Annotated in this window: 19 protein-coding genes and 1 tRNA gene; 15 read left to right on the forward strand and 5 right to left on the reverse strand. The window is 73.8% G+C overall.

Translation table 11 applies throughout. The features are described 5' to 3' along the window. Positions 1-63 precede the first annotated feature (63 nt). From BLW63_RS20560 to BLW63_RS20615, 12 genes are all read left to right on the forward strand, one after another. A complete protein-coding gene (locus BLW63_RS20560) occupies positions 64-1,467 on the forward strand; it encodes a glycine--tRNA ligase (protein WP_280140551.1) in 1,404 nt (467 codons plus the stop codon). Positions 1,468-1,850: 383 nt separating this feature from the next. After that, positions 1,851-3,023, forward strand: coding sequence for a tRNA dihydrouridine synthase DusB (gene dusB / locus BLW63_RS20565; RefSeq protein WP_091160510.1), 1,173 nt, complete (start codon positions 1,851-1,853; stop codon positions 3,021-3,023). A gap of 244 nt (positions 3,024-3,267) precedes the next feature. Beyond that, positions 3,268-3,714: a hypothetical protein gene (locus BLW63_RS20570; protein WP_091160513.1), complete on the forward strand. Its 447-nt coding sequence runs from the start codon at positions 3,268-3,270 to the stop codon at positions 3,712-3,714. A 277-nt stretch (positions 3,715-3,991) separates the two neighbouring features. Next, entirely contained in the window at positions 3,992-6,703 is a 2,712-nt protein-coding gene (ppdK, locus tag BLW63_RS20575) for a pyruvate, phosphate dikinase (protein WP_091160515.1), read from the forward strand. Positions 6,704-6,838: 135 nt separating this feature from the next. Continuing rightward, positions 6,839-7,468 (forward strand): YdcF family protein, encoded by a 630-nt coding sequence (locus tag BLW63_RS20580; RefSeq protein WP_244522697.1) that lies wholly within the window; start codon positions 6,839-6,841, stop codon positions 7,466-7,468. A gap of 5 nt (positions 7,469-7,473) precedes the next feature. Continuing rightward, positions 7,474-7,980, forward strand: a complete 507-nt coding sequence (locus BLW63_RS20585; protein WP_244522698.1) for a hypothetical protein — start codon at positions 7,474-7,476, stop codon at positions 7,978-7,980. Next, a complete protein-coding gene (gene dnaG, locus BLW63_RS20595; RefSeq protein WP_170856888.1) occupies positions 7,980-10,475 on the forward strand; it encodes a DNA primase in 2,496 nt (831 codons plus the stop codon). The genes BLW63_RS20585 and dnaG overlap by 1 nt, the downstream gene beginning before the upstream one ends. Further along, the gene (locus tag BLW63_RS20600) at positions 10,472-11,053 is read left to right on the forward strand and encodes a hypothetical protein (RefSeq protein WP_091160520.1); all 582 of its coding nucleotides are present in this window, start codon (positions 10,472-10,474) and stop codon (positions 11,051-11,053) included. The genes dnaG and BLW63_RS20600 overlap by 4 nt, the downstream gene beginning before the upstream one ends. Before the next feature lie 159 nt (positions 11,054-11,212). Then, positions 11,213-11,383 (forward strand): hypothetical protein, encoded by a 171-nt coding sequence (locus BLW63_RS27040; RefSeq protein ID WP_170856889.1) that lies wholly within the window; start codon positions 11,213-11,215, stop codon positions 11,381-11,383. Next, entirely contained in the window at positions 11,383-12,843 is a 1,461-nt protein-coding gene (locus BLW63_RS20605) for a purine-cytosine permease family protein (protein WP_091160522.1), read from the forward strand. The genes BLW63_RS27040 and BLW63_RS20605 overlap by 1 nt, the downstream gene beginning before the upstream one ends. Beyond that, entirely contained in the window at positions 12,843-13,949 is a 1,107-nt protein-coding gene (locus BLW63_RS20610; protein WP_091160525.1) for an alcohol dehydrogenase catalytic domain-containing protein, read from the forward strand. Before BLW63_RS20605 ends, BLW63_RS20610 begins: the two co-directional genes overlap by 1 nt. Positions 13,950-13,953: 4 nt before the next feature. Continuing rightward, entirely contained in the window at positions 13,954-15,621 is a 1,668-nt protein-coding gene (locus BLW63_RS20615) for a nitrilase-related carbon-nitrogen hydrolase (RefSeq protein ID WP_091160527.1), read from the forward strand. Between the two features lie 81 nt (positions 15,622-15,702). Here the strand turns inward: BLW63_RS20615 and BLW63_RS28145 are convergent, their stop codons facing one another. Continuing rightward, the gene (locus BLW63_RS28145; protein ID WP_091160530.1) at positions 15,703-16,023 is read right to left on the reverse strand and encodes a hypothetical protein; all 321 of its coding nucleotides are present in this window, start codon (positions 16,021-16,023) and stop codon (positions 15,703-15,705) included. Positions 16,024-16,163: 140 nt separating this feature from the next. On the opposite strand from BLW63_RS28145, the gene BLW63_RS20625 reads away from it, so the two are divergent. Both BLW63_RS20625 and BLW63_RS20630 read left to right on the forward strand, forming a co-directional pair. After that, a tRNA-Asn gene (locus BLW63_RS20625) sits at positions 16,164-16,236 on the forward strand. A gap of 453 nt (positions 16,237-16,689) precedes the next feature. Further along, positions 16,690-16,902 carry a helix-turn-helix domain-containing protein gene (locus BLW63_RS20630; RefSeq protein ID WP_244522699.1) on the forward strand — a complete coding sequence of 71 codons (213 nt, stop codon included), beginning with the start codon at positions 16,690-16,692 and terminating at the stop codon, positions 16,900-16,902. 95 nt (positions 16,903-16,997) lie between these two features. On the opposite strand, the gene BLW63_RS26335 is transcribed toward BLW63_RS20630, so the two are convergent. Then, positions 16,998-17,126: a helix-turn-helix domain-containing protein gene (locus BLW63_RS26335; protein WP_211517207.1), complete on the reverse strand. Its 129-nt coding sequence runs from the start codon at positions 17,124-17,126 to the stop codon at positions 16,998-17,000. A 272-nt stretch (positions 17,127-17,398) separates the two neighbouring features. Here BLW63_RS26335 and BLW63_RS20635 point away from each other — a divergent pair, with 272 nt between their 5' ends. Further along, a complete protein-coding gene (locus BLW63_RS20635) occupies positions 17,399-18,844 on the forward strand; it encodes an MFS transporter (RefSeq protein WP_211517208.1) in 1,446 nt (481 codons plus the stop codon). Positions 18,845-18,859: 15 nt separating this feature from the next. Here the strand turns inward: BLW63_RS20635 and BLW63_RS20640 are convergent, their stop codons facing one another. The 3 genes from BLW63_RS20640 to BLW63_RS20650 are packed head-to-tail and all read right to left on the reverse strand — an operon-like array spanning position 18,860 to position 20,191. Further along, complete coding sequence (locus BLW63_RS20640) at positions 18,860-19,339, reverse strand: GNAT family N-acetyltransferase (RefSeq protein ID WP_211517209.1); 480 nt, start codon at positions 19,337-19,339, stop codon at positions 18,860-18,862. Between the two features lie 42 nt (positions 19,340-19,381). Beyond that, a complete protein-coding gene (locus tag BLW63_RS20645; protein WP_091160532.1) occupies positions 19,382-19,618 on the reverse strand; it encodes a hypothetical protein in 237 nt (78 codons plus the stop codon). Between the two features lie 30 nt (positions 19,619-19,648). Beyond that, entirely contained in the window at positions 19,649-20,191 is a 543-nt protein-coding gene (locus tag BLW63_RS20650) for an alpha/beta hydrolase (protein ID WP_091160535.1), read from the reverse strand. Between the last annotated feature and the right edge of the window lie 76 nt (positions 20,192-20,267).

Raw genomic sequence — 20,267 nt, forward strand, 5'->3', positions numbered from 1 at the left:
GGGCCGCGGCAACTACCGTGGACGGGTCAGCCGCCGACCGCCAGCCGGATGGAGCCCCGCGCCGTGAGCGACAGCCCCGCCAAGCACGACCCCGCCCGCCTCGACAAGGTGGTGAACCTCTGCAAGCGCCGGGGGTTCGTCTTCCCGTCGGGCGAGATCTACGGCGGCACCCGCTCCGCCTGGGACTACGGGCCCCTGGGCACCGAGCTCAAGGAGAACATCAAGCGGCAGTGGTGGCGCACCGTCGTCCAGAGCCGGGACGACATCGTCGGGCTGGACTCCTCGGTCATCCTGCCCCGCCAGACCTGGGTGGCCTCCGGGCACGTCGGCGTCTTCACCGACCCGCTGACGGAGTGTCAGAGCTGCCACAAGCGCTTCCGCGCCGACCACCTCGAGGAGGACTTCGAGGCGCGGAAGGGGCGGGCGCCGGCGAACGGCCTGGCCGACATCGCCTGTCCGAACTGCGGCACGAAGGGCGCGTGGACCGAGCCGCGCGACTTCAACATGATGCTCAAGACCTACCTCGGCCCGGTCGAGGACGAGTCCGGCCTGCACTACCTGCGCCCGGAGACCGCGCAGGGCATCTTCGTGAACTTCGCCAACGTGATGGGCGCGGCGCGGAAGAAGCCGCCGTTCGGCATCGGGCAGATCGGCAAGTCCTTCCGCAACGAGATCACCCCCGGCAACTTCGTCTTCCGGACCCGCGAGTTCGAGCAGATGGAGATGGAGTTCTTCGTCGAGCCCGGCACCGACGAGCAGTGGCACCAGTACTGGATCGACGAACGCACCCGCTGGTACACCGACCTGGGCATCTCCCCGGACAACCTGCGGCACTACGAGCACCCCAAGGAGAAGCTCTCCCACTACTCGACGCGCACCGTCGACATCGAGTACCGCTTCGGCTTCCAGGGCTCGGAGTGGGGTGAGCTCGAGGGCATCGCCAACCGCACCGACTTCGACCTGAAGACGCACTCGGAGCACTCCGGCGCCGATCTCACCTACTTCGACCAGTCCACCAACACCCGCTGGACGCCGTACGTCATCGAGCCGGCCGCCGGCCTGACCCGCTCGTTGATGGCGTTCCTCATCGAGGCCTACACCGAGGACGAGGCGCCCAACGCGAAGGGCGGCGTCGACACCCGCACGGTGCTGCGGCTGGACCCGCGGCTGGCACCGGTCAAGGTCGCCGTCCTGCCGCTGTCGCGCAACGCCGACCTCTCGCCCAAGGCCCGTGACCTGGCCGGCACGTTGCGGCAGAACTGGAACGTCGACTTCGACGACGCCGGCGCGATCGGCCGCCGGTACCGCCGGCAGGACGAGATCGGGACGCCGTTCTGCCTCACCGTCGACTTCGAGACCCTCGAGGACGACGCGGTGACCGTCCGCGAGCGCGACTCGATGAGCCAGGAGCGCGTCGGGGTCGACCAGGTCGAGACCTACCTCAAGACGCGCCTGCCCGTCTGCTGAGTCACCGCCCCTCCGCGGGTGTGCGCGTCCGAGGCGCGCACACCCGCGGAGGTGGGGGCCGTACACCGCGATGTGGGCGTGAGCCCGACCATCGACATCGACGACGACCTCGTGGCCGGTGCCATGCGCCGCTAGGCGCTCGATGACTGCCTCGTCGCCGCGGTCGCGCTGCGGCACGGCGTCCCGGTGCTCCACCGGGACCACGACGTCACCGTGCTGGCCGCTCACACGGACCTGCGGGTGGTCGAGTCGGCGGCCTGACGCTGCCGCGGTCGCCCCCTCCCGAGTGAGCGGGACACGCGCGGACAGGCCGGTGCGGAGACCGCGAGTGCCCACTCGAGCGGCCTCGGGGGGTGACGTGGCTCGCCACCTACCCTGGACACGTGAGCAGCAGCGTCCTCGAGCGGCCGTCGTCCCCGGCGACCGGCCCCGCGCCGCTGCGCCTGGGCGCGCTCACCGTCGACCCCGCCGTGGTGCTCGCGCCGATGGCCGGCATCACCAACCCAGCCTTCCGCACGCTGTGCCGGGAGTTCGGCGCCGGGCTCTACGTCTGCGAGATGATCACCACGCGGGCGCTGGTCGAGCGCAACGAGAAGACGCTGCAGATGGTCCGCGCCACGCCGGACGAGGCCGACGCCTTCTCCGTCCAGCTCTACGGCGTCGACCCGGCCACGGTCGGCCGGGCGGTGGAGATGCTCGTCGACGAGGGCGTGGCCGGCACCCGACCGGCGCACGTCGACCTGAACTTCGGCTGCCCGGTGCCCAAGGTGACCCGCAGGGGCGGGGGCTCGGCGCTGCCGTGGCGGCGGGTGCTCCTCCGCGACATCGTGCGGGCCGCCGTCCGTGCCGCCGGGGACGTCCCGGTCACGGTGAAGACCCGCATCGGCATCGACGTCGACCACGTCACCTACCTCGACGCCGGCCGCATCGCGCAGGACGAGGGCGCCGCGGCGATCACCCTGCACGGGCGCACCGCCGACCAGCTCTACAGCGGCACCGCCGACTGGGCGCCGATCGCCCGGCTGGTCGAGGCCGTCGACATCCCGGTGCTCGGCAACGGCGACATCTGGGAGGCCGACGACGCGCTGCGGATGGTCGCCGAGACCGGCTGCGCCGGCGTGGTCATCGGTCGCGGCTGCCTGGGCCGGCCGTGGCTGTTCGGCGACCTGGCCGCCGCCTTCGCCGGGGGGACCCGCCGCGCGCTGCCGACGCTGCGCGAGGTGGCCGCGGTGATGCACCGGCACGCCACGCTGCTGTCCGAGGAGCAGGGCGAGCGGCACGGCTGCACCGACTTCCGCAAGCACGTCGCGTGGTACCTCAAGGGCTTCTCCGTCGGCTCCGACGTCCGCCGTGCACTGGCCATGGTGAGCGCCCTCGACGAGCTGGCCGAGCTGCTGGCGGGCATCCCCGACCAGCCCTACCCGACGGCCGTGCTCGGCGGACCGCGCGGGCGGACCAGCCCGCCGCGCCCGGTGGCGCTGCCCGAGGGCTGGCTGGCCGACCGCGACGACCCCCGGCCGCCGGCCGGGGCGGAGCTGCCGGTGAGCGGCGGGTGAGTGTCATGAGTGACGCGAGGAGGACGGTCGCGGGAGCATCGCAGCGAGATGCCCGGAGCCGACAGCGAGTGAGCATCGCAGCGAGATGCCCCGAGCCGACAGCGAGTGAGCATCGCAGCGAGCGCCAGCGAGCGAGGAGCGGAGCGAGCGCGGAGGCGACTGACGGCGTCGAGCGAGGAGCGGAGCGAGCGCGGAGGCGACTGACGGCGTCGAGCGAGGAGCGGATCGAGACCGGAGTCGAGCCGTGAGCACCGGTCCCTACCTGTACGACGACGACCCGGCGCCGCTGCACACCGGCACCCCACGCTCGGCGCGGGCGCTGATCCTCGCGGTGATCGGCGGGACCGTCGCCGTCGCCGTCGGTATGGCCGTCGGCCTGCCGCTGGTGAAGGGCAGTCCCGAGGAGCAGGCCCGCGAGGTCTCCGGGGTCTTCCTCTCCGCGCTCGCCCAGGACGACGTCGAGACCGCCTACGGCCTGCTCTGCGCCGAGGAGCGCGCCCGGGTGTCCCCCGGGGCGGTGTCCACCGAGTACGCCGCGGGCGGCACCGGCCGGATCGCCGGCACGATCGCCGACGAGCTGGACGGCGAACCGGTGCAGCGGGTCGAGGTCGCGTGGAGCGACGGCAGCACCTCCGTGCTCACCGTCGTCAGTGAGCAGGGCGCCCGCGTCTGCGGGACCGCCTCCGCCTGAAGAAGGACCCCGTCCCCACCCTTCGCCAGCTCGGGGAAGGACCCGGGACGGGGCCGCGGCGAGCCCCTGGACGGGGCCGGGAGCCGCTAGGGGGCGTGCTCGCGGTCGCCGTCGGTCTGGCGCGTCGCGGACGGGTGGTCCACGATCACTGTCTGGCCCGGACGGACGTATGAGACGTCTACCTGCGGGCCGGGCTCGCCGCGGCGGCGACGGGGGACCCCGGGGCGCCGTCCCGGGCAGGCAGGAACCAGCCGGCGGACGAGCGCGGAGGTGCGCGGTGGGCAGCGGTACCGGGACGGCCACCTGGGTCTACGACTTCAGCGAGGGCAACAAGGACCAGAAGGACCTGCTGGGCGGCAAGGGCGCCAACCTGGCCGAGATGACCAACCTCGGCCTGCCGGTGCCGCCCGGGTTCACCATCACCACCGACGCCTGCCGCTTCTACCTCGAGCACGGCAGCACCCCGCCGGACCTCGCCGACCAGGTGACCGAGCACCTGACGGCCCTGGAGAAGGCGATGGGCAAGACCCTCGGCGACCCGGCGGACCCGCTGCTGGTGTCGGTGCGCTCCGGCGCCGCCGCCTCGATGCCCGGGATGATGGAGACGGTCCTCAACGTCGGCCTCAACGACGAGTCGGTCCGCGGGCTGGCCGCCCAGTCGGGGAGCGAGCGGTTCGCCTGGGACTCCTACCGCCGGCTGATCCAGATGTTCGGCAAGACCGTCCTCGACCTCGACGGCGAGCTGTTCGAGCACGCGCTCGACGAGGCCAAGCAGGAGCAGGGCACCGAGTCCGACCTGGACCTCGACGCCGAGCACCTCGAGGACGTCGTCGGCCGGTTCAAGGCGATCGTCCGCGAGCAGTGCGGCCGCGACTTCCCGCAGGACCCGCGCGAGCAGCTGGACCTGGCCATCAATGCCGTCTTCGACTCGTGGAACTCGGAGCGGGCCATCCTCTACCGCCGCCGCGAGCGCATCCCCAGCGACGCCGGCACCGCGGTCAACGTCTGCTCGATGGTGTTCGGCAACCTCGGCATGGACTCCGGCACCGGCGTCGCCTTCACCCGCGACCCGGGCAGTGGCGAGCAGGGCGTGTACGGCGACTACCTGCAGAACGCGCAGGGCGAGGACGTCGTCGCCGGCATCCGCAACACCGTGCCGCTGCCCGAGCTCGAGCGGATCGACGAGGGCGCCTACCGCGAGCTGATGGACACGATGGCGCGGCTCGAGGCGCACTACCGCGACCTGTGCGACATCGAGTTCACCGTCGAGCGCGACAAGCTCTGGATGCTGCAGACCCGCGTCGGCAAGCGGACGGCGGGGGCGGCTTTCCGGATCGCCACCCAGCTGGTCGACGAGGGCCTCATCGACATGGACGAGGCCGTCCGGCGGGTCACCGGCGACCAGCTGGCCCAGCTGATGTTCCCGCGGTTCGTCTCCGGCGGGGACGCCACCCAGCTGACCCAGGGGATGAACGCCTCGCCCGGCGCCGCCGTCGGCAAGGCGGTGTTCTCCTCCGAGACCGCCGTCCAGTGGGCCGACCGCGGCGAGAAGGTGGTGCTCGTCCGGCGGGAGACCAACCCTGACGACCTCTCCGGGATGATCGCCGCCGAGGGCGTCCTGACCAGCCGCGGCGGCAAGACCTCGCACGCCGCCGTCGTCGCCCGGGGCATGGGCAAGACCTGCGTCTGCGGCGCCGAGGAGCTACAGGTGGACACGAAGAACCGCCGCTTCACCGCCCCCGGCGGGACGGTCGTCGAGGAGGGCGACGTCATCTCCATCGACGGTTCCACCGGCAAGGTGTGGCTCGGCGAGGTGCCGGTCGAGGCGCCCGCCGTCGTCCGCTACTTCGAGGGCGAGATCGACCCGGACTCCGCGGACGCCGACGACCTGGTGCGCAGCGTGCACCGCATCCTCGCCCACGCCGACGAGGTGCGGCGGCTGGCCGTGCGCACCAACGCCGACACCCCCGAGGACACCGCCCGCGCGCGGCGGTTCGGCGCCCAGGGGATCGGCCTGTGCCGGACCGAGCACATGTTCCTCGGCGACCGGCGGCAGCTGGTCGAGAAGCTGATCCTGGCCGAGGACGACGAGGGCAAGCAGGCCGCCCTCGACGCGCTCGCTCCGCTGCAGAAGCAGGACTTCCTGGACATCTTCGAGGCCATGGACGGGCTGCCGGTGACCGTCCGGCTGCTCGACCCGCCGCTGCACGAGTTCCTGCCCGACCTCACCGACCTCTCGGTGCGGGTGGCCGTGGCCGAGGCGCAGGGGCACCCGGACGAGGCCAACCTGCGGCTGCTGGCCGCCGTCCGCCGGCTGCACGAGCAGAACCCGATGCTGGGGCTGCGCGGCGTGCGGCTCGGGCTGGTGGTCCAGGGGCTGTTCGCGATGCAGGTGCGGGCCATCGCCGAGGCGGCCTGCGAGCGCAAGCGGGCCGGGGGCGACCCGCGGCCGGAGATCATGATCCCGCTGGTCGGTGCGGTGCAGGAGCTGGAGGCGATCCGCGAGGAGTCCGAGCAGGTGCTCGCGGCGGTGTTCGAGGAGTGCGGCGTCGAGCTCGACGTCCTCATCGGCACGATGATCGAGGTGCCGCGCGCCGCGCTCACCTCCGCCGAGATCGCCCAGAGCGCCGAGTTCTTCTCCTTCGGCACCAACGACCTCACCCAGATGACCTGGGGCTTCTCGCGGGACGACGTCGAGGCCGCGTTCTTCCACGCCTACCTCGACAAGGGCATCTTCGGCGTCTCGCCGTTCGAGTCGCTGGACCTGTCCGGCGTCGGCCGGCTGGTGGAGGTCGCCGTCCGGGAGGGCCGGTCGGCGCGGCCGGAGCTCAAGCTCGGCGTCTGCGGTGAGCACGGCGGCGACCCGGACTCGGTGCACTTCTTCCACGACGTGGGGCTGGACTACGTGTCCTGCTCGCCGTTCCGGGTGCCGGTGGCCCGGCTCGAGGCCGGCCGCGCGGCGCTGGGGGCGGACCGCGCCGGGTCCTGAACGACCCGCGGGATCGGCGGTGTCGTGGCCATCAGCGGCTGATCGCCACGACACCGCCGATCTCGCGCACGGAGCGGTCCGGCACACCCCCCGCACCGCCCCCGAACGGACAGCCCCGCGTGGTACCCATGACGGGTGGGCGTGCGCGCGGGGAGCCTGGTGGGCCGGGTGGTCGGCGCCCTGGTGCTCGCCGTCGTCCTGCTCGTCGTCTCCACGGCGACGGCGATCTGGTGGACGGCGCGGCAGGACTCGCAGCCACCCTCCGACGCGATCGTGGTGCTGGGGTCGGCGCAGTACAACGGCGTGCCGTCGTCGATCTTCGAGGCGCGGCTGGAGCACGCGCTGGAGCTCTACGCGGACGGCGTCGCGCCGATGGTCGTGACCGTCGGCGGCAAGGCCGACGGCGACATGTTCACCGAGGCCGAGTCCGGCCGCGCCTACCTGGCCGAGGCCGGCATCCCCGAGGAGTCGCTGCTCGCGGTCGAGGAGGGCGTCGACACGCTGGAGAGCATGCGGGCCGTCGGCGTCGCGTTCGACGAGCGCGACTGGTCCTCGGCGGTCCTGGTGACCGACCCGTGGCATGCGATGCGCGCCGAGCGGATGGCCGAGGACGCCGGCATCACCGCCGACAGCTCGCCCACCCGGCAGGGTCCGGCGGTGCAGACCCGCACCACGCAGTTCCGCTACATCCTGCGCGAGACGGCGGCCTATCTGCTCTACCGGGCGACCGGCGAGAGCGTCGCAGGCGCCCCGGGGATCGGGTGAGGCCCGTGCTCGAGCTCGGCAGGGCCGGCGCGGCCGGCGGCGACAGGGGCGTCCGGCCCGTGCTGCGGGGCGACCTCGTCGTCGCCACGCTGCGGGCGTCGAACTGGAAGGAGGCCGCCACGGCGGTCGTGGACGAGCGCGAGTGGGTGCTCGCGAAGGACGGGCGGGAGCTCGTCGCCCGTTGGCCGGCGGACCCGGCGGGGACGGCGCGGCTGCGCGCCCGCCAGGCGTCGTGGTGGCGGGGCACGTGGGACGTCGACCTCGAGGGGCTGGTGCTGCAGGCGGCGCGGGCGTCGTTCTGGCGCAGCGGCCTGCGGTACAGCGACGGCGGCCGGCAGGTGGCGCTCGGCGGGACGACCGGTGGCTGGTCGCCCCGGCCGACGCTCCGCGCCGACGTCGACCTGCCGCTGCACCAGCAGGTGTTCCTGCTGTGGCTGGAGCTCGTCCTGGCCCGCCGGGACGCCACCGTGGTCGGGGACGGCGGCGGCGACGGCGGGGGAGGTGGCGAGTGATGGCCGGCCGAGGACGCATCCGGGCCGCGGACATCGCGCTGGTCCGCGAGCGGTCGCGGATCGACGAGGTCGTCGGCGACCACCTGCAGCTCCGGCGCGCCGGCGGCGGCAGCCTCAAGGGGCTCTGCCCGTTCCACGACGAGAAGTCGCCGTCGTTCCACGTCACCCCCTCCCGCGGGCTCTACCACTGCCTGGCAGGCGAGACCGGGGTCCTCACCGGGGACGGCGTCGTCGCCATCCGGGACCTCGCCGGCCGCACGGTCCGGGTGCTCGGCGGGGACGGCCGCTGGGTGGAGGCGCCGTTCCGGTCCTACGGCGTGCAGCGGCTGATGCGGCTGACGCTGACCCGCGGCGGCCGGACGAAGGTGCTGCACGCTACCGACGAGCACCGCTGGTTCGTGGTGTCCGGCGTCCGGGACCGTCGGGAGACGGTGACCAGGGACCTGCTCCCAGGGGACCGGCTGGCCTCGGCCACCCCCCCGGCGCCCGTGCCACCGCTCGTCGCGGCCGGCGGCCCCGGGTCGACGCGGCGGGCGGTGGCCGCGCTGCTCGGGCGCAAGGAGGCCGAGGTGGCGCGCTGGGTGCCCGACGCGCACGCCGACCTGCGGTCCCGCCCCGCGCCGGCCGTGGTGGCAGCCGTGCTCCGGACCGCGCGGCGGCACGCCGAGGCCCGGCACCGAGGGAGCAGCTGGGTCGTCCGGTCGGTCGAGTGGTCCGACCGGGTGGAGGAGGTCTTCTGCGCCGAGGTGCCGGGCAGCCACGCCTTCGCGCTCGAGGACGACGTCCTCACCGGGAACTGCTTCGGCTGCGGCGTGGGCGGTGACGTCATCCGCTTCGTGCAGGAGATGGACCACCTGTCGTTCACCGAGGCGGTCGAGCTGCTGGCCGGGCGGGCCAACGTCGAGCTGCACTACGAGGACGACGGCGGCCGGCCCACCGGCGCCCCGGACCGCGCGCAGGCCGGGCAGCGGGCGCGGCTGGTCGCGGCCAACGCGGCGGCGGCGGCCTTCTACGCCGAGCAGCTCGGCAGCCCGGAGGCGGCGCCGGCCCGGCAGTTCCTGGCCGACCGCGGCTTCGACCGCCAGGTGGCGCTGGACTTCGGCTGCGGCTTCGCCCCCGGCGGCTGGGACACCCTCACCCGCCACCTGCGCGGCCGGGGCTTCACGCAGCAGGAGCTGGTGACGGCAGGGCTGGCCAAGGAGTCCAGCCGCGGCACGCTCATCGACCGCTTCCACCGCCGGCTGGTCTGGCCGATCAAGGACATCACCGGTGACGTCATCGGCTTCGGCGCCCGCAAGCTCATGGACGACGACCCGGGCCCCAAGTACCTCAACACCCCCGAGACGCTGCTCTACAAGAAGAGCAGCGTGCTGTACGGCGTCGACCGGGCGAAGCGGGACATCGCCCGCCGCCACCAGGCCGTCGTCGTCGAGGGCTACACCGACGTCATGGCCTGCCACCTGGCCGGCGTGACCACCGCCGTCGCCTCGTGCGGGACGGCGTTCGGCCCCGAGCACATCGGCGTGCTGCGCCGGCTGCTCATGGACCAGGACGAGTTCCGCGGCGAGGTGATCTACACCTTCGACGGGGACGCCGCCGGGCAGGCCGCGGCGATGAAGACCTTCGCCGAGGACCAGCGCTTCGTCGGGCAGACCTTCGTCGCCGTGGAGCCCGACGGCCGCGACCCGTGCGAGCTGCGGCAGGCGCACGGCGACGCCGCCGTCCGCGACCTGGTGGGCCGCCGGACGCCGCTGATCGCCTTCGTCCTCAAGACCACGCTGGCCGGGTACGACCTCGACACCGTCGAGGGCCGGGTCGCCGCGCTGGAGAAGACCGCGCCGCTGGTCGCCCAGATCAAGGACCACGCGCTGCGCCCGGCCTACGCCCGCCAGCTGGCCGGGATGATCGGCAACACCGACGAGGCCGAGGTGCTCGAGCGGGTCCGCCGGATCACCGGCGACACCGGCGGCCCGCCGCAGCGCGGCCGGCCGCGGACGCCGCAGAAGAGCCCCGACGACGTCGCGGTCGAGGTCGAGCGGGAGGCGCTCAAGGCCGCGCTGCAGAGCCCCGAGCTGGCCGGGCCGTCGTTCGACGCCATCCCGGTCGAGGCCTACACCGACCCCGACTACGCGGCCGTCGCCGCGGCCGTCGCGCAGGCCGGTGGCGCGGCCGCCACCCGGGTCACCGGCCCGGCCTGGCTGGACGAGATCGCCGCCCACTGCACCCGGGAGAGCGCGACCGCGCTGCTGACCGCGCTGGCGGTGGAGCCGATGCGCTCGGCGGCCGAGGCCGACGCCGCCTACGTCAACGCGGTGCTGGCCCGGCTGGAGGAGATGCACACGGTCCGCCAGGTGGCCGAGCTCAAGGGCCGGCTGCAGCGGATGAACCCGGTCGAGGCCGGCGACGAGTACATGCGGGCCTTCGGCCAGCTCATGGCCCTGGAGCAGCAGGCGATCTCGCTGCGCAAGCGCGCGATGGGCGGGCTGGGCGCGTGACCCTGCTCGACCGCGTGCGGCAGCGGTTCACCCGGCCGCCGGAGCTCGTCCGCGCGGTGGTGCAGACCTCGTCCGACCCCGACGAGCGGGTGCTGGCCTGGGGGACGCTCGTGCGCGACGGGGGCTGGCTGGTCGCGACGTCGCGCGGACTGCGCCGGGTGCCGGGGGACCTGGCGCTGACGCAGGCCGGCGAGGTCGGCGTGCTGCCGTGGCACGAGGTCGGCACCGCGCGGTGGACGGCGACCGGCGACGGCGGTGGCCGCTTCGAGGTGACCCCGCTGACCGAGGTCGAGCCCGGGGTGCAGGCGCGGCTGCCGGTGGAGCGGCACGCGCTGGCCGACGCGGGAGGCCTCCCGCCCGTCGTCCGCCGGCGGGTGGACCAGACGGTGGTCGCCAGCCGGCGTGTGCCGCTGCCCGGCAGGGGAGGGGTCGTGCTCGTCGCCCGGCGGCTGCCCGGTCAGGCCGAGCGGGAGTGGACCGTCGTCTTCGACGACGACGCCGACCGCAGCGACCCGGCCGCGCGGGAGGCCGCCCGGCAGCAGTTGGCGGAGGCGATCGCGGCCGACCAGCCGAGCTGAGGAGGGCCCGTCCTCGCGGTGGGGCCCCGCACCACTCGGGACAACGGGCCGGCAGAAAATCGACGAAGTGGCACGGGTTGATCCGGCCGCCTCGCTCCTACCCTCCCTCCGACCCCCGCTCGGCGCTCGCCGTCGGGGCTCCCGCGAGAGGGGACAGGCATGGACGACACCGACCGCGCGGTGCGCGACGAGCTGGCACGGCGGCTGGCCGTCATCGAGGTCGAGGAGCGGGAGACCCCCCGGCCCCCGTTCCCGCGCGGCGACATGGTCGTCCTCGTGGCGATGGTTGTCGTCTCGGTCGTCGTCGGCCTGATCGTGGGTCTTGCCTGATGGCCGCGCACGAGGACGTGGCCCGCGAGGCGACCTTCGGGTCGCTGCCGGTCACGCGCGAGGAGCGGGTCTGGAACTTCACCGACTTCACCTGGGTGAACGTCGGCCTTGCCATCGCCACCTGGGCCTTCCTGGTGGGCGGGGCCACGGCCTCCTTGGTCGGCTTCGCCGACGGCCTGCTGGCCATGGTGATCGGCAACGCGATCGGCGTGGCGATCATGCTGCTGGCCAGCGTCGTGGCCAGCCAGCGCTACGGCGTCGAGCAGTACACGGTGCTGCGCAGCGTCTTCGGCTTCGGCGGGGTGGCGCTGATCGTCTTCACCGTCATCCTGTTCACCGAGATGGGCTGGTCGTCCCTGCTCAGCGTGATGTTCGGGCGGGCGGTCAGCCAGGTCTCCAACGAGGCCCTCGGCACCTCGATCGACCCGAGCGGCCTGGCGGTCACCGCCTTCGCCCTCGTCGCCATCGTGGCCGCCTGGGTCATCCTGGCCAAGGGCCCGCTGACGATCCGGTTCTTCAACCGGATCGTGGCCCCCGGCCTGGCGGTCCTCACCGTCGGCATGCTGGTGCTCATCTTCACCGAGACCAGCTGGGCGCAGCTCCTGGACGCCGCCCCGCTGGCACCCTTCGAGGACGACCGGCTCAACTTCGCGCTGGCCGTGGAGTTCAACCTCGGCGTCGGCTTCTCCTGGTGGCCGGTGATGGGCAGCCTCGCCCGGCTGACGACGACGCCCCGCGCGGCGATGTGGCCGGCCTTCATCGGGCTGTTCGGCGCGACGATCCTGGCCCAGGCGGTCGGCATGGCCGCGGCGCTGACCCTGGGCGACTCCGACCCGACGGTGTGGATGGTGCCCCTGGGTGGCGCCTGGCTCGGCGCGCTGGCGCTGGTCTTCGTGGCCTTCGCCAACCTGACCAGCCTGGCCTCGATCGTGTACTCCACCTGCCTGGCGCTGCGGCAGGCCGGCGGCTCCTTCCTCACCCGCGTGCCGTGGCCGTGGCTGTGCGCCGGCTTCTTCGTGCTGCCGGGGATCCTCGCCTTCTTCCCGGGCCTGCTCTACGACCAGTTCCTGCTGTTCGTGACCTGGACCGGGGCGTTCCTCGCGGCGATCTGCGGCACGGTCATCGCCGACTACTTCCTGCTGCGCCGGCAGCGCATCGACCTGCGGGGGCTGTACGGCCACGGGGCGGCGAGCCCGTACCACTTCACCGGCGGCTTCAACGTCGCGGCGCTGCTGTCCATGGGTCTCGGGGCGCTCACCTACGTGCTGCTCTACAACCCGCAGACGCTCGAGACGCGACCGGCGTTCAACCTGCTGACCGCCTCGGTCCCGGCCGTCGTGGTGGCCGCCGTGGCGCACCTGCTGCTGACGGCGCTGCTGGTCCGCCGCGCCGGGCAGGGCGGGTACGACGCGGTCGCCCCGACCACCGCGGCCGGCCGCACCCGAGGGGAGCAGGCCTGATGCCGCGCACCGCCCGCGCCGCCGTCCACCCGGGGACGGGCGACCGGCTGGAGATCCGGTCGGTCACCGTCGCCGACCCCGGACCCGGCGAGGTGCTGGTCCGGCTCGGTGCCTCGGGCGTGTGCGGCTCGGACCGCCACGTCCTGGATGGCGAGTGGCAGCTGCCGTCGCCGACGGTCATGGGCCACGAGGGCGCGGGCGTCGTCGAGGCGGTCGGGGCGGGGGTGCAGGACGTCGCGGTCGGGGACCACGTCGTCCTGTCCTGGTACTACCCCTGCCGGCGCTGCCGGGCCTGCGCCCAGGGCAAGGCGTGGGCCTGCACCGGGACCCGGTCGAACGAGTGCCTCCTCCCCGACGGCAGCACCCGGCTCACCGGTGAGGACGGCGGCACCGTCTACCCGTACCTGGCCCTCGGCACGATGGGCGAGTACACGGTGGTGCCCGAGTCGGCCGCGGTGCGGATCCCGGAGGCGGTCCCGTTCGAGGTGGCGAGCCTCATCGGGTGCTCGATCACCACCGGCGTCGGCGCGGTCGTCAACAACGCCCGGGTGCCGGCCGGCGCGTCCGCCGTGGTGCTGGGGTGCGGCGGCGTCGGGCTGGCGGTGGTCATGGGCCTGGCGCTCGTGGGCGCCGACCCGATCGTGGCGGTCGACACCAGCGAGGAGAAGCTGGCCGCGGCCCGCTCGTTCGGCGCCACCCACACCGTCCGCGCCGGGGCCGAGGACGTGCCGGCCCGGGTGCGGGAGCTGACCGACGGCGGTGCCGACTTCGCCTTCGAGGTGATCGGCCGCACCGAGACGATCGAGCAGGTGCCCGGGCTGCTGGCCACCGCCGGCACCGGCGTGCTCGTCGGGCTGCCGGCCGAGGGCCAGAAGGCGGCCATCGACGTGCTCGAGCTCGCCGAGTCGGGCAAGACCCTCGTCGGCTCCAACTACGGGGGCGCGGTACCGAGCATCGACTTCCCGCGGGTGGCCCGGCTGTACCTGGACGGGAAGCTGCCGCTCGACGGCCTGATCTCCCACCGGGTCCGGCTCGACGAGGTCAACGAGGCCTTCGACGCCATGAGAGCCGGGCAGCGCACCCGCAGCGTCATCGTGTTCGACTGAGCCCGTGAACGGTTCGGTCCGGGTCGCCGCCCTGCAGCTGGTCGCCGCCCGCGGGGACACGCGGGCGAACCTCGACGCGATCGAGGAGCTGGGCGCCGCGGCGGCGGGCGAGGGCGCGGTCGTCGTGGTCGCGCCGGAGATGGCCGTCACCGGCTACTGCTGGCCGGACGAGGACGAGGTCCGTGCCCTCGCCGAGCCGCTGGACGGTCCGTCGGTCCGGCGGCTCGTCGCGCTGGCCCGCGGTACCGGTGCGTGGTTCGTCGTCGGCCTGCCCGAGGTCGACCGGGACCTCGGCACGCTGCACAACAGCTGCGTGCTGGTGGGGCCCGACGGGCTCGAGGGTGTCTACCGCAAGATCCACCCGTTCCTCGCCGACCCGTTCTGGGCGGTCGACGGCAACGAGGTGCCACCGGTCTGGACGACGCCGGCCGGCCGCGTCAGCCCCATGATCTGCGCCGACCTCGACTACCCCGAGATGGCGCGGCACGTCGCGCTGGCCGGGGCCGACTGGGCCGCGGTGCCGACGGCGTGGGTGGACGAGCCGGGGCCGAGCGCCAGCTGGCGGCTGCGCGCCTGGGAGAACGCCCTGCCCGTGGTGGCGGCGGACATGGCGGGTGCTGAGCTGGGCGTCCAGTTCAGCGGCGGCAGCGCCGTGCTCGGCCACGCAGGGGAGGTGCTGGCCTCGCGGGACGCCGGTGCCGGGGCCGTCGTGGCGACCCTGGACCTCGAGGCGGCCGCTCGGGCGCGGGCCGCGGTGCTGGCGGGCCGTCGTCCGCAGGAGTACCGCCCGCTCGCGTTGAGCAAGCGCTGGCCGCGGCGGTCGGTGGACGCGCTCTTCGGCGAACCGCCGAGCGAGGACCGCGTGTCCGTCGCCGTCCTCGCCGGCGCACCGGGGGAGCTCCCGCTGCCGCCGGCCGGCGGAGGGCTGGCCGTGCTGCCGGCCTTCCACCTGTGCGGCGGTGCGCCGGCGGACGCGGCAGCCGCCACCGCTGCCTCGCGGGCCTGGTCCGCAGCGCTCGACCGGCTGCGCGCGGTCGCGGCCGAGGCCCGCTGCGAGGTGGTCACCTCACTGGTCGAGCCCGGGGAGGGCGACGCGCTGCACCACACCGTCGTGGCCGTCTCGGCCGACGGCGACGTCGTCCGGCACCGCGCCACCCACCTCGGGCGGCACGCCGCGTGGGCGACGCCCGGAGCCGGCCCGGCCCGGCCGCTGCGCCGGCCGTGGGGGCGGCTCGGACTGCTGGTGGGGGAGGAGCTCGAGCCGTTCGAGCCGTCGCGGGCCCTGGCGATCCAGGAGGCCGACGTGCTCGCCGTACCGGCGGCGGTCGAGTGGCCCTGGCCGGTGTCCTTCCCCGGGTCCGACGTCCCCCTCGGCCCCGAGCTGCAGGCCCCCGACCCGTGCTTCGCGCACCCCGCGCGGCTGCGGGCGGGGGACTCGCACGTCTGGCTCGCGATGGCGAACGCGGCGGGGTCGACCCCCGGCGGGGTCTTCGCACCCGATCACGTACGGGTGCCGCGCGTCGAGGTGCTGGCCGACCGGCCCGGCTGGACCACGCTGGACTGCGTCACCCGTGGCCCTGACGAGCTCGGCCGGGTATGCGAGGAGAAGCCGCAGCTGGTGCGCCGACGGGCCGACCTCCTGGCGGGTCGGCTGCTGCTCCCCGCCCGCTGACGCCGGAGCCCGCGGGCGGGTCGGCCGGCTCTGCCGGGCCGGTGGCGGCCCCGCGCACCGGCTCATGAACCGCCCGGTGGGTCAGAGCCCGCCGGCGGTGTCCGGCGGCGGCAGCGGCGTGTCCGACCCGGGGGTGGTGCCGGTGGCCGTGCGGGCCCGCGGGACCGAGCCCGGACGGGCGGCCGCCGAGCGGTCACCGGAGCCGCCCAGGCCGACCCGGGCCCTCGCCGAGTTGAGGACGCCGTCGGCGCGGGCCTGCGCCATGCCGGCCAGGCCCTGCAGCTGCGGGTTGTCCTTGGCCTGCTCCCAGGCCCGGCGGATCTGCTCGTAACGCTCGGTGCCCGCCTTCGCACCGAGCACGTAGCCGGCACCGAAGCCGACGAGGAAGGACAGCTTCGCCATGGAGAACCTCCAGGTGGGACGCGGGGGACTGGACGATCACGGTAGCCGCGTTCCGGTGTGGCGCGCGACGCGGAGGGCCCTGCACGGGTGCGCGGACGGGGTGGGGTAACCTCGTCGCTGCGCGCGGGCACGCCCGCCGGTCCCCCGTAGCTCAATTGGCAGAGCATGCGACTGTTAATCGCAGGGTTATTGGTTCGAGTCCAATCGGGGGAGCAAACCCACAGGTCAGGCGGCCGCCAACTCATTGAGCGTCCGAGTGGGCCATGAAGAACCCATGATCTAGGTGTGGATCCTGGCGCCTCCGCGGGCTGCGGTCGGATCAGCGCAGTCGCGGAGATCGATGGGCCAGTCGATGCCGGACGCCAGGCAGCCGAGGTGCCGGGGCGGATCAGGCTCAGCTTGGCGGGTCGGCCGTAACGGCCCAGGCGGTCTTGACGGCCCCCAGGTCACGGGTACCGGTATCGCCGAGCACACCGTCCTCCTGTTCACCCCCGGTATCTGCGCCCGCAGCCCACCCGTCTGGCGTACGGCCGTCGGTCCGGTCATGTGGTCTTCGAGTGCACAGCCGAGTCGCGCAGGGCGAAGAAGCGTCATGGGCTGCGGTGGGCGCTAGGGTCCAGCGCCACGGGCGGATGTCCACCAAACGGGTGACATGGGGGAGCTGCCATGGCGCGGCCGCTGCTTCGAGGAGACCGCCTGCAGGCTGCCCGTGAGGCCATGGGGCTGACCCGAGAGGAACTGGCGACCCGGCTGGAGCTGTCCGGTCCGGCGCGCATCCGGGTGTGGGAGCTGGGCCTCGAGCGTCCGCGCCCTCGCTTGATCCCCCGGCTGGCGGCCGCACTGGACGTCAGTCCGTATCACCTGCCGAGCGGCAGGTGACAGTCGAACACGGGTTCGTCCTCGGTCGCTCGCGCCGAAAGTCCTCATCCGCTTTCGGGGGGTCGTCTGACGTCGGTCCGCGACTCCGCGCGGGGTCACTGCCGGTCGCTGGCCTCGAGCGCCGGGACCATGTCGTGCCGGACCGCCAGGATCGCCAGATGGACGCGGTTCGACTTCCCGTGCCGCTCCATGAGGCTCGCCACGTGGGTCTTCACCGTCGTCACGCCGATCGGCTCCTAGGACGGGGCCTACCGGTACGCGCGCAACCGAGTGCGGGAGATGGACGGCTCCGAGCGCCCCGCGAAGGGACTCGAGGTCGACTTGGGTGAGGACTCGGGCCCCCTGAGCTGACCGACCCGGCCGAGGCGGACGGCCGCCGACGTGAGCTCCTGACGCGGGAGCTCACGTGGGCGATCACTTCCGGCCGGCCGTCCGGTCATACCGGGCGGGAGGCCTGTCCCGGGGGACGCGGCCCGCGAGGAGAGGACGCCGAGCCGTGGACGAGCGGACGACGACGGACGCGAGCACGACGCAGGGCTCCGGCGCCCCGCGGTTGGACCTGCGCAGCGGCGCCCAGCGCACGTTCGCCCACGTGCTGGTGAACGCGCTCCTGGTCTCCGTCGTGAACTACACGCTGTGGTTCGCCGTGACGTTCTGGGTCTACCTGGAGACCCGGTCGGTCTTCGCTACCGGGCTCATCGCCGGGGTCTTCCTGGTGGCCACGGCGTCCACCGGCATCTGGTTCGGCAGCATCGTCGACCACCACCACAAGCGGCGCGTGATGCAGGCGTCGGCCGCCACGTCGCTGGCGATCTACCTGGTCTGCCTGGCCGGCTACCTGCTCACCCCGGCCGAGGCCTTCCGCGACTCGGCGAGCCCGCAGCTGTGGGTCTTCGTGGTGCTACTCATGCTCGGCGTCATCACCGGCAACCTGCGCACGATCGCCCTGCCGACCCTGGTCACCCTGCTCGTCCCGGAGGGGCTGCGCGACCGCGCCAACGGCCTGGTCGGCACGACGTCCGGGGTGTCCTTCCTGGTCACCTCGGTGATCAGCGGCCTGCTGGTCGCGGCCGGTGGCATGCGGTACGCGCTGCTGCTCGCCCTCGTCGTCCTGGGCGGGGCGCTGCTGCACCTGTCGCGGGTGCACATCCCCGAGACCCGGGTGGTCACCACCGCAGCCGCCGAGGGCGAGCCGGCGGACCCGGGCGACGGCATCGACGTCCGAGGCACGCTGCGGCTGATCCGCGGCGTCCCCGGGCTGGTGGCGCTGATCGCCTTCTCCTGCTTCAACAACTTCCTTGGCGGGACCTTCATGGCGTTGATGGACGCCTACGGCCTGTCCCTGGTGTCCGTCGAGGTCTGGGGCCTGCTGTGGGGAGCGTTGAGCGCGGCGATGATCATCGGCGGCCTCGCCGTCGCGCGGTTCGGGCTGGGCGCCAACCCGATCCGCACCCTCCTGCTGGTCAACGTGGTGCTGTGGTTGGGGACGGCGGTCTTCCCGCTGCGGTCCTCGATCGTGCTGCTGGCGGTCGGGATGGCGGTCTTCATGTTCCTCATGCCCTTCGCGGAGGCGTCGGAGCAGACCGTGCTGCAGCGGGTGGTGCCCTACGAGCGGCAAGGCCGGGTATTCGGCTTCGCGCAGAGCGTGGAGCAGGCCGCCTCCCCGCTGACCGCGTTCCTCATCAGCCCGATCGCGCAGTTCGTGGTCATCCCGTTCATGACCGACGGGGCCGGTGCCCGCGCAATCGGCGGCTGGTTCGGCACCGGTCCCGACCGCGGCCTGGCCCTGGTCTTCGTGGTCACCGCGCTGATCGGCCTGCTCGTGACCGTGCTCGCCCTGCTCAGCCCTCCGTACCGGCGGCTGTCCACCGCCTACCGGACGTCCGCCCCGCCGCCGGCCGCCGACCCCGCGGCCGAGGTGAGCGTGGCCGTTCCGGCCTGAGCCCACGTGCGCGGCTCAGGTCAGGCGGGTGCGCATCTGCTGCTGGACGACGATATAGCCGGCGCTCTCGTAGAGGCCGATGGAGGTCGCGTTGCCGCCGAAGACGTTCAGCTCCAAAGCGGAGACCCCGCGGGATCGTGCCGCTTCCTCGGCCGCCGTCAGCAGGGCCCGCCCGTAGCCCTTGCCACGGTGCGGCTCGTCGACCTCGATGTCGTAGAGGAAGGCGCGAGTCCGCAGTCCCCTTCGGGTGCTCGACGGAGAGCCAGATGCGCCCGACTCGCTCCCCGCCTGGCCGCAGCCCGATGAGGAACAGCATCCCGGGTGTGTCCCGCCCCTGTGGGAGCCGCGTCGCGCTGCCTCTCGGGCCCGGGCCAGCGCCTCCCCCGGCGCCCAGTTGCCGCTCTGCACCTGCTCGTCGGCATAGGCTCGGGCGAGGTCGTCCTGCCACCCGGCGAACTCGGCCTCCGTCATCGGCCGCACGGTGATCTCCGGCACCCGGCCTCATGCCCAGCACTCCCGGCGACACCTCGGGGGCGCTCAGCCGCCGGCGACGGTCCCCGCCGGATGGCCGGCCAGGAAACCCGCCACCAGGTCGGCCATGGCCGCGGGCTCCCAGCTGTGTTGGGCGCCGGCCACCTCGGTGAGGGTGGCCTTCGGCAGGGCAGCCGCGAGGGAAGCGGCCGCAGCGGGCATCTCGTCGAAGGTCTTCCGCCCGACGACCAGCAGTGCAGGCACGTCCAGGGCACCGAAGAACTCGGGATGCGGCGCGGACATCGCCCCACGCCAGCGCCTGGGCGTCGGCGCTCAGGCTCTCCGCGTGGGCGACGAACGGCTCCCACAGCGGCGAGTCCGCAGGCCGTCGAGCACCTCGAGCGGGATGTCCTTCATGTAGTGCGAGACGGCGCCGGCACGGTCGCCGGCGTCGAGCAAGCGGTACAGCTGCGCCGTCCACTCGGGGACGCCGGTCGCGGCGGGGTCGATCGGCGCCTCGAACAGGACCAGCCGGTCGACCGGCAGGCCGTCGACCCCGGCCCGGAGCGCGATGGCGCAGCCCGAGGAGTGGCCGCACAACGTGGCACGCGCACCGGCGACGTCGATCAGCGCGCGCACGGCGGCCAGCTCGTCGGCGAGGTCGACCCGTCCCTCGCGGAAGCTGTCCGCGCGGCCCACGCGGTCGTGAACGACCGTCGTGAACCCACGGCCGGCGAGGAGCTCGGCCGTCTCGGTCGTCTGCGGGTCGATGGCGCGGAACGGCCCGGCCCCGGCGACGAAGACGACGGCGGGGCCCTCACCCCGGCGGTCGAAGCCGACGGTGTCGCCGCGCGACGTGGTGACGTGCTCGGTCACGAGGTGGTCCGGGCCGCGACGCCGTCGAGTCGCAGCACTTCTGCTCGGCCGCGTCGAGGTAGGCCTCGAACGACAT

The sequence above is a fragment of the Geodermatophilus africanus genome, from assembly GCF_900107105.1.
Lineage (GTDB): Bacteria > Actinomycetota > Actinomycetes > Mycobacteriales > Geodermatophilaceae > Geodermatophilus > Geodermatophilus africanus.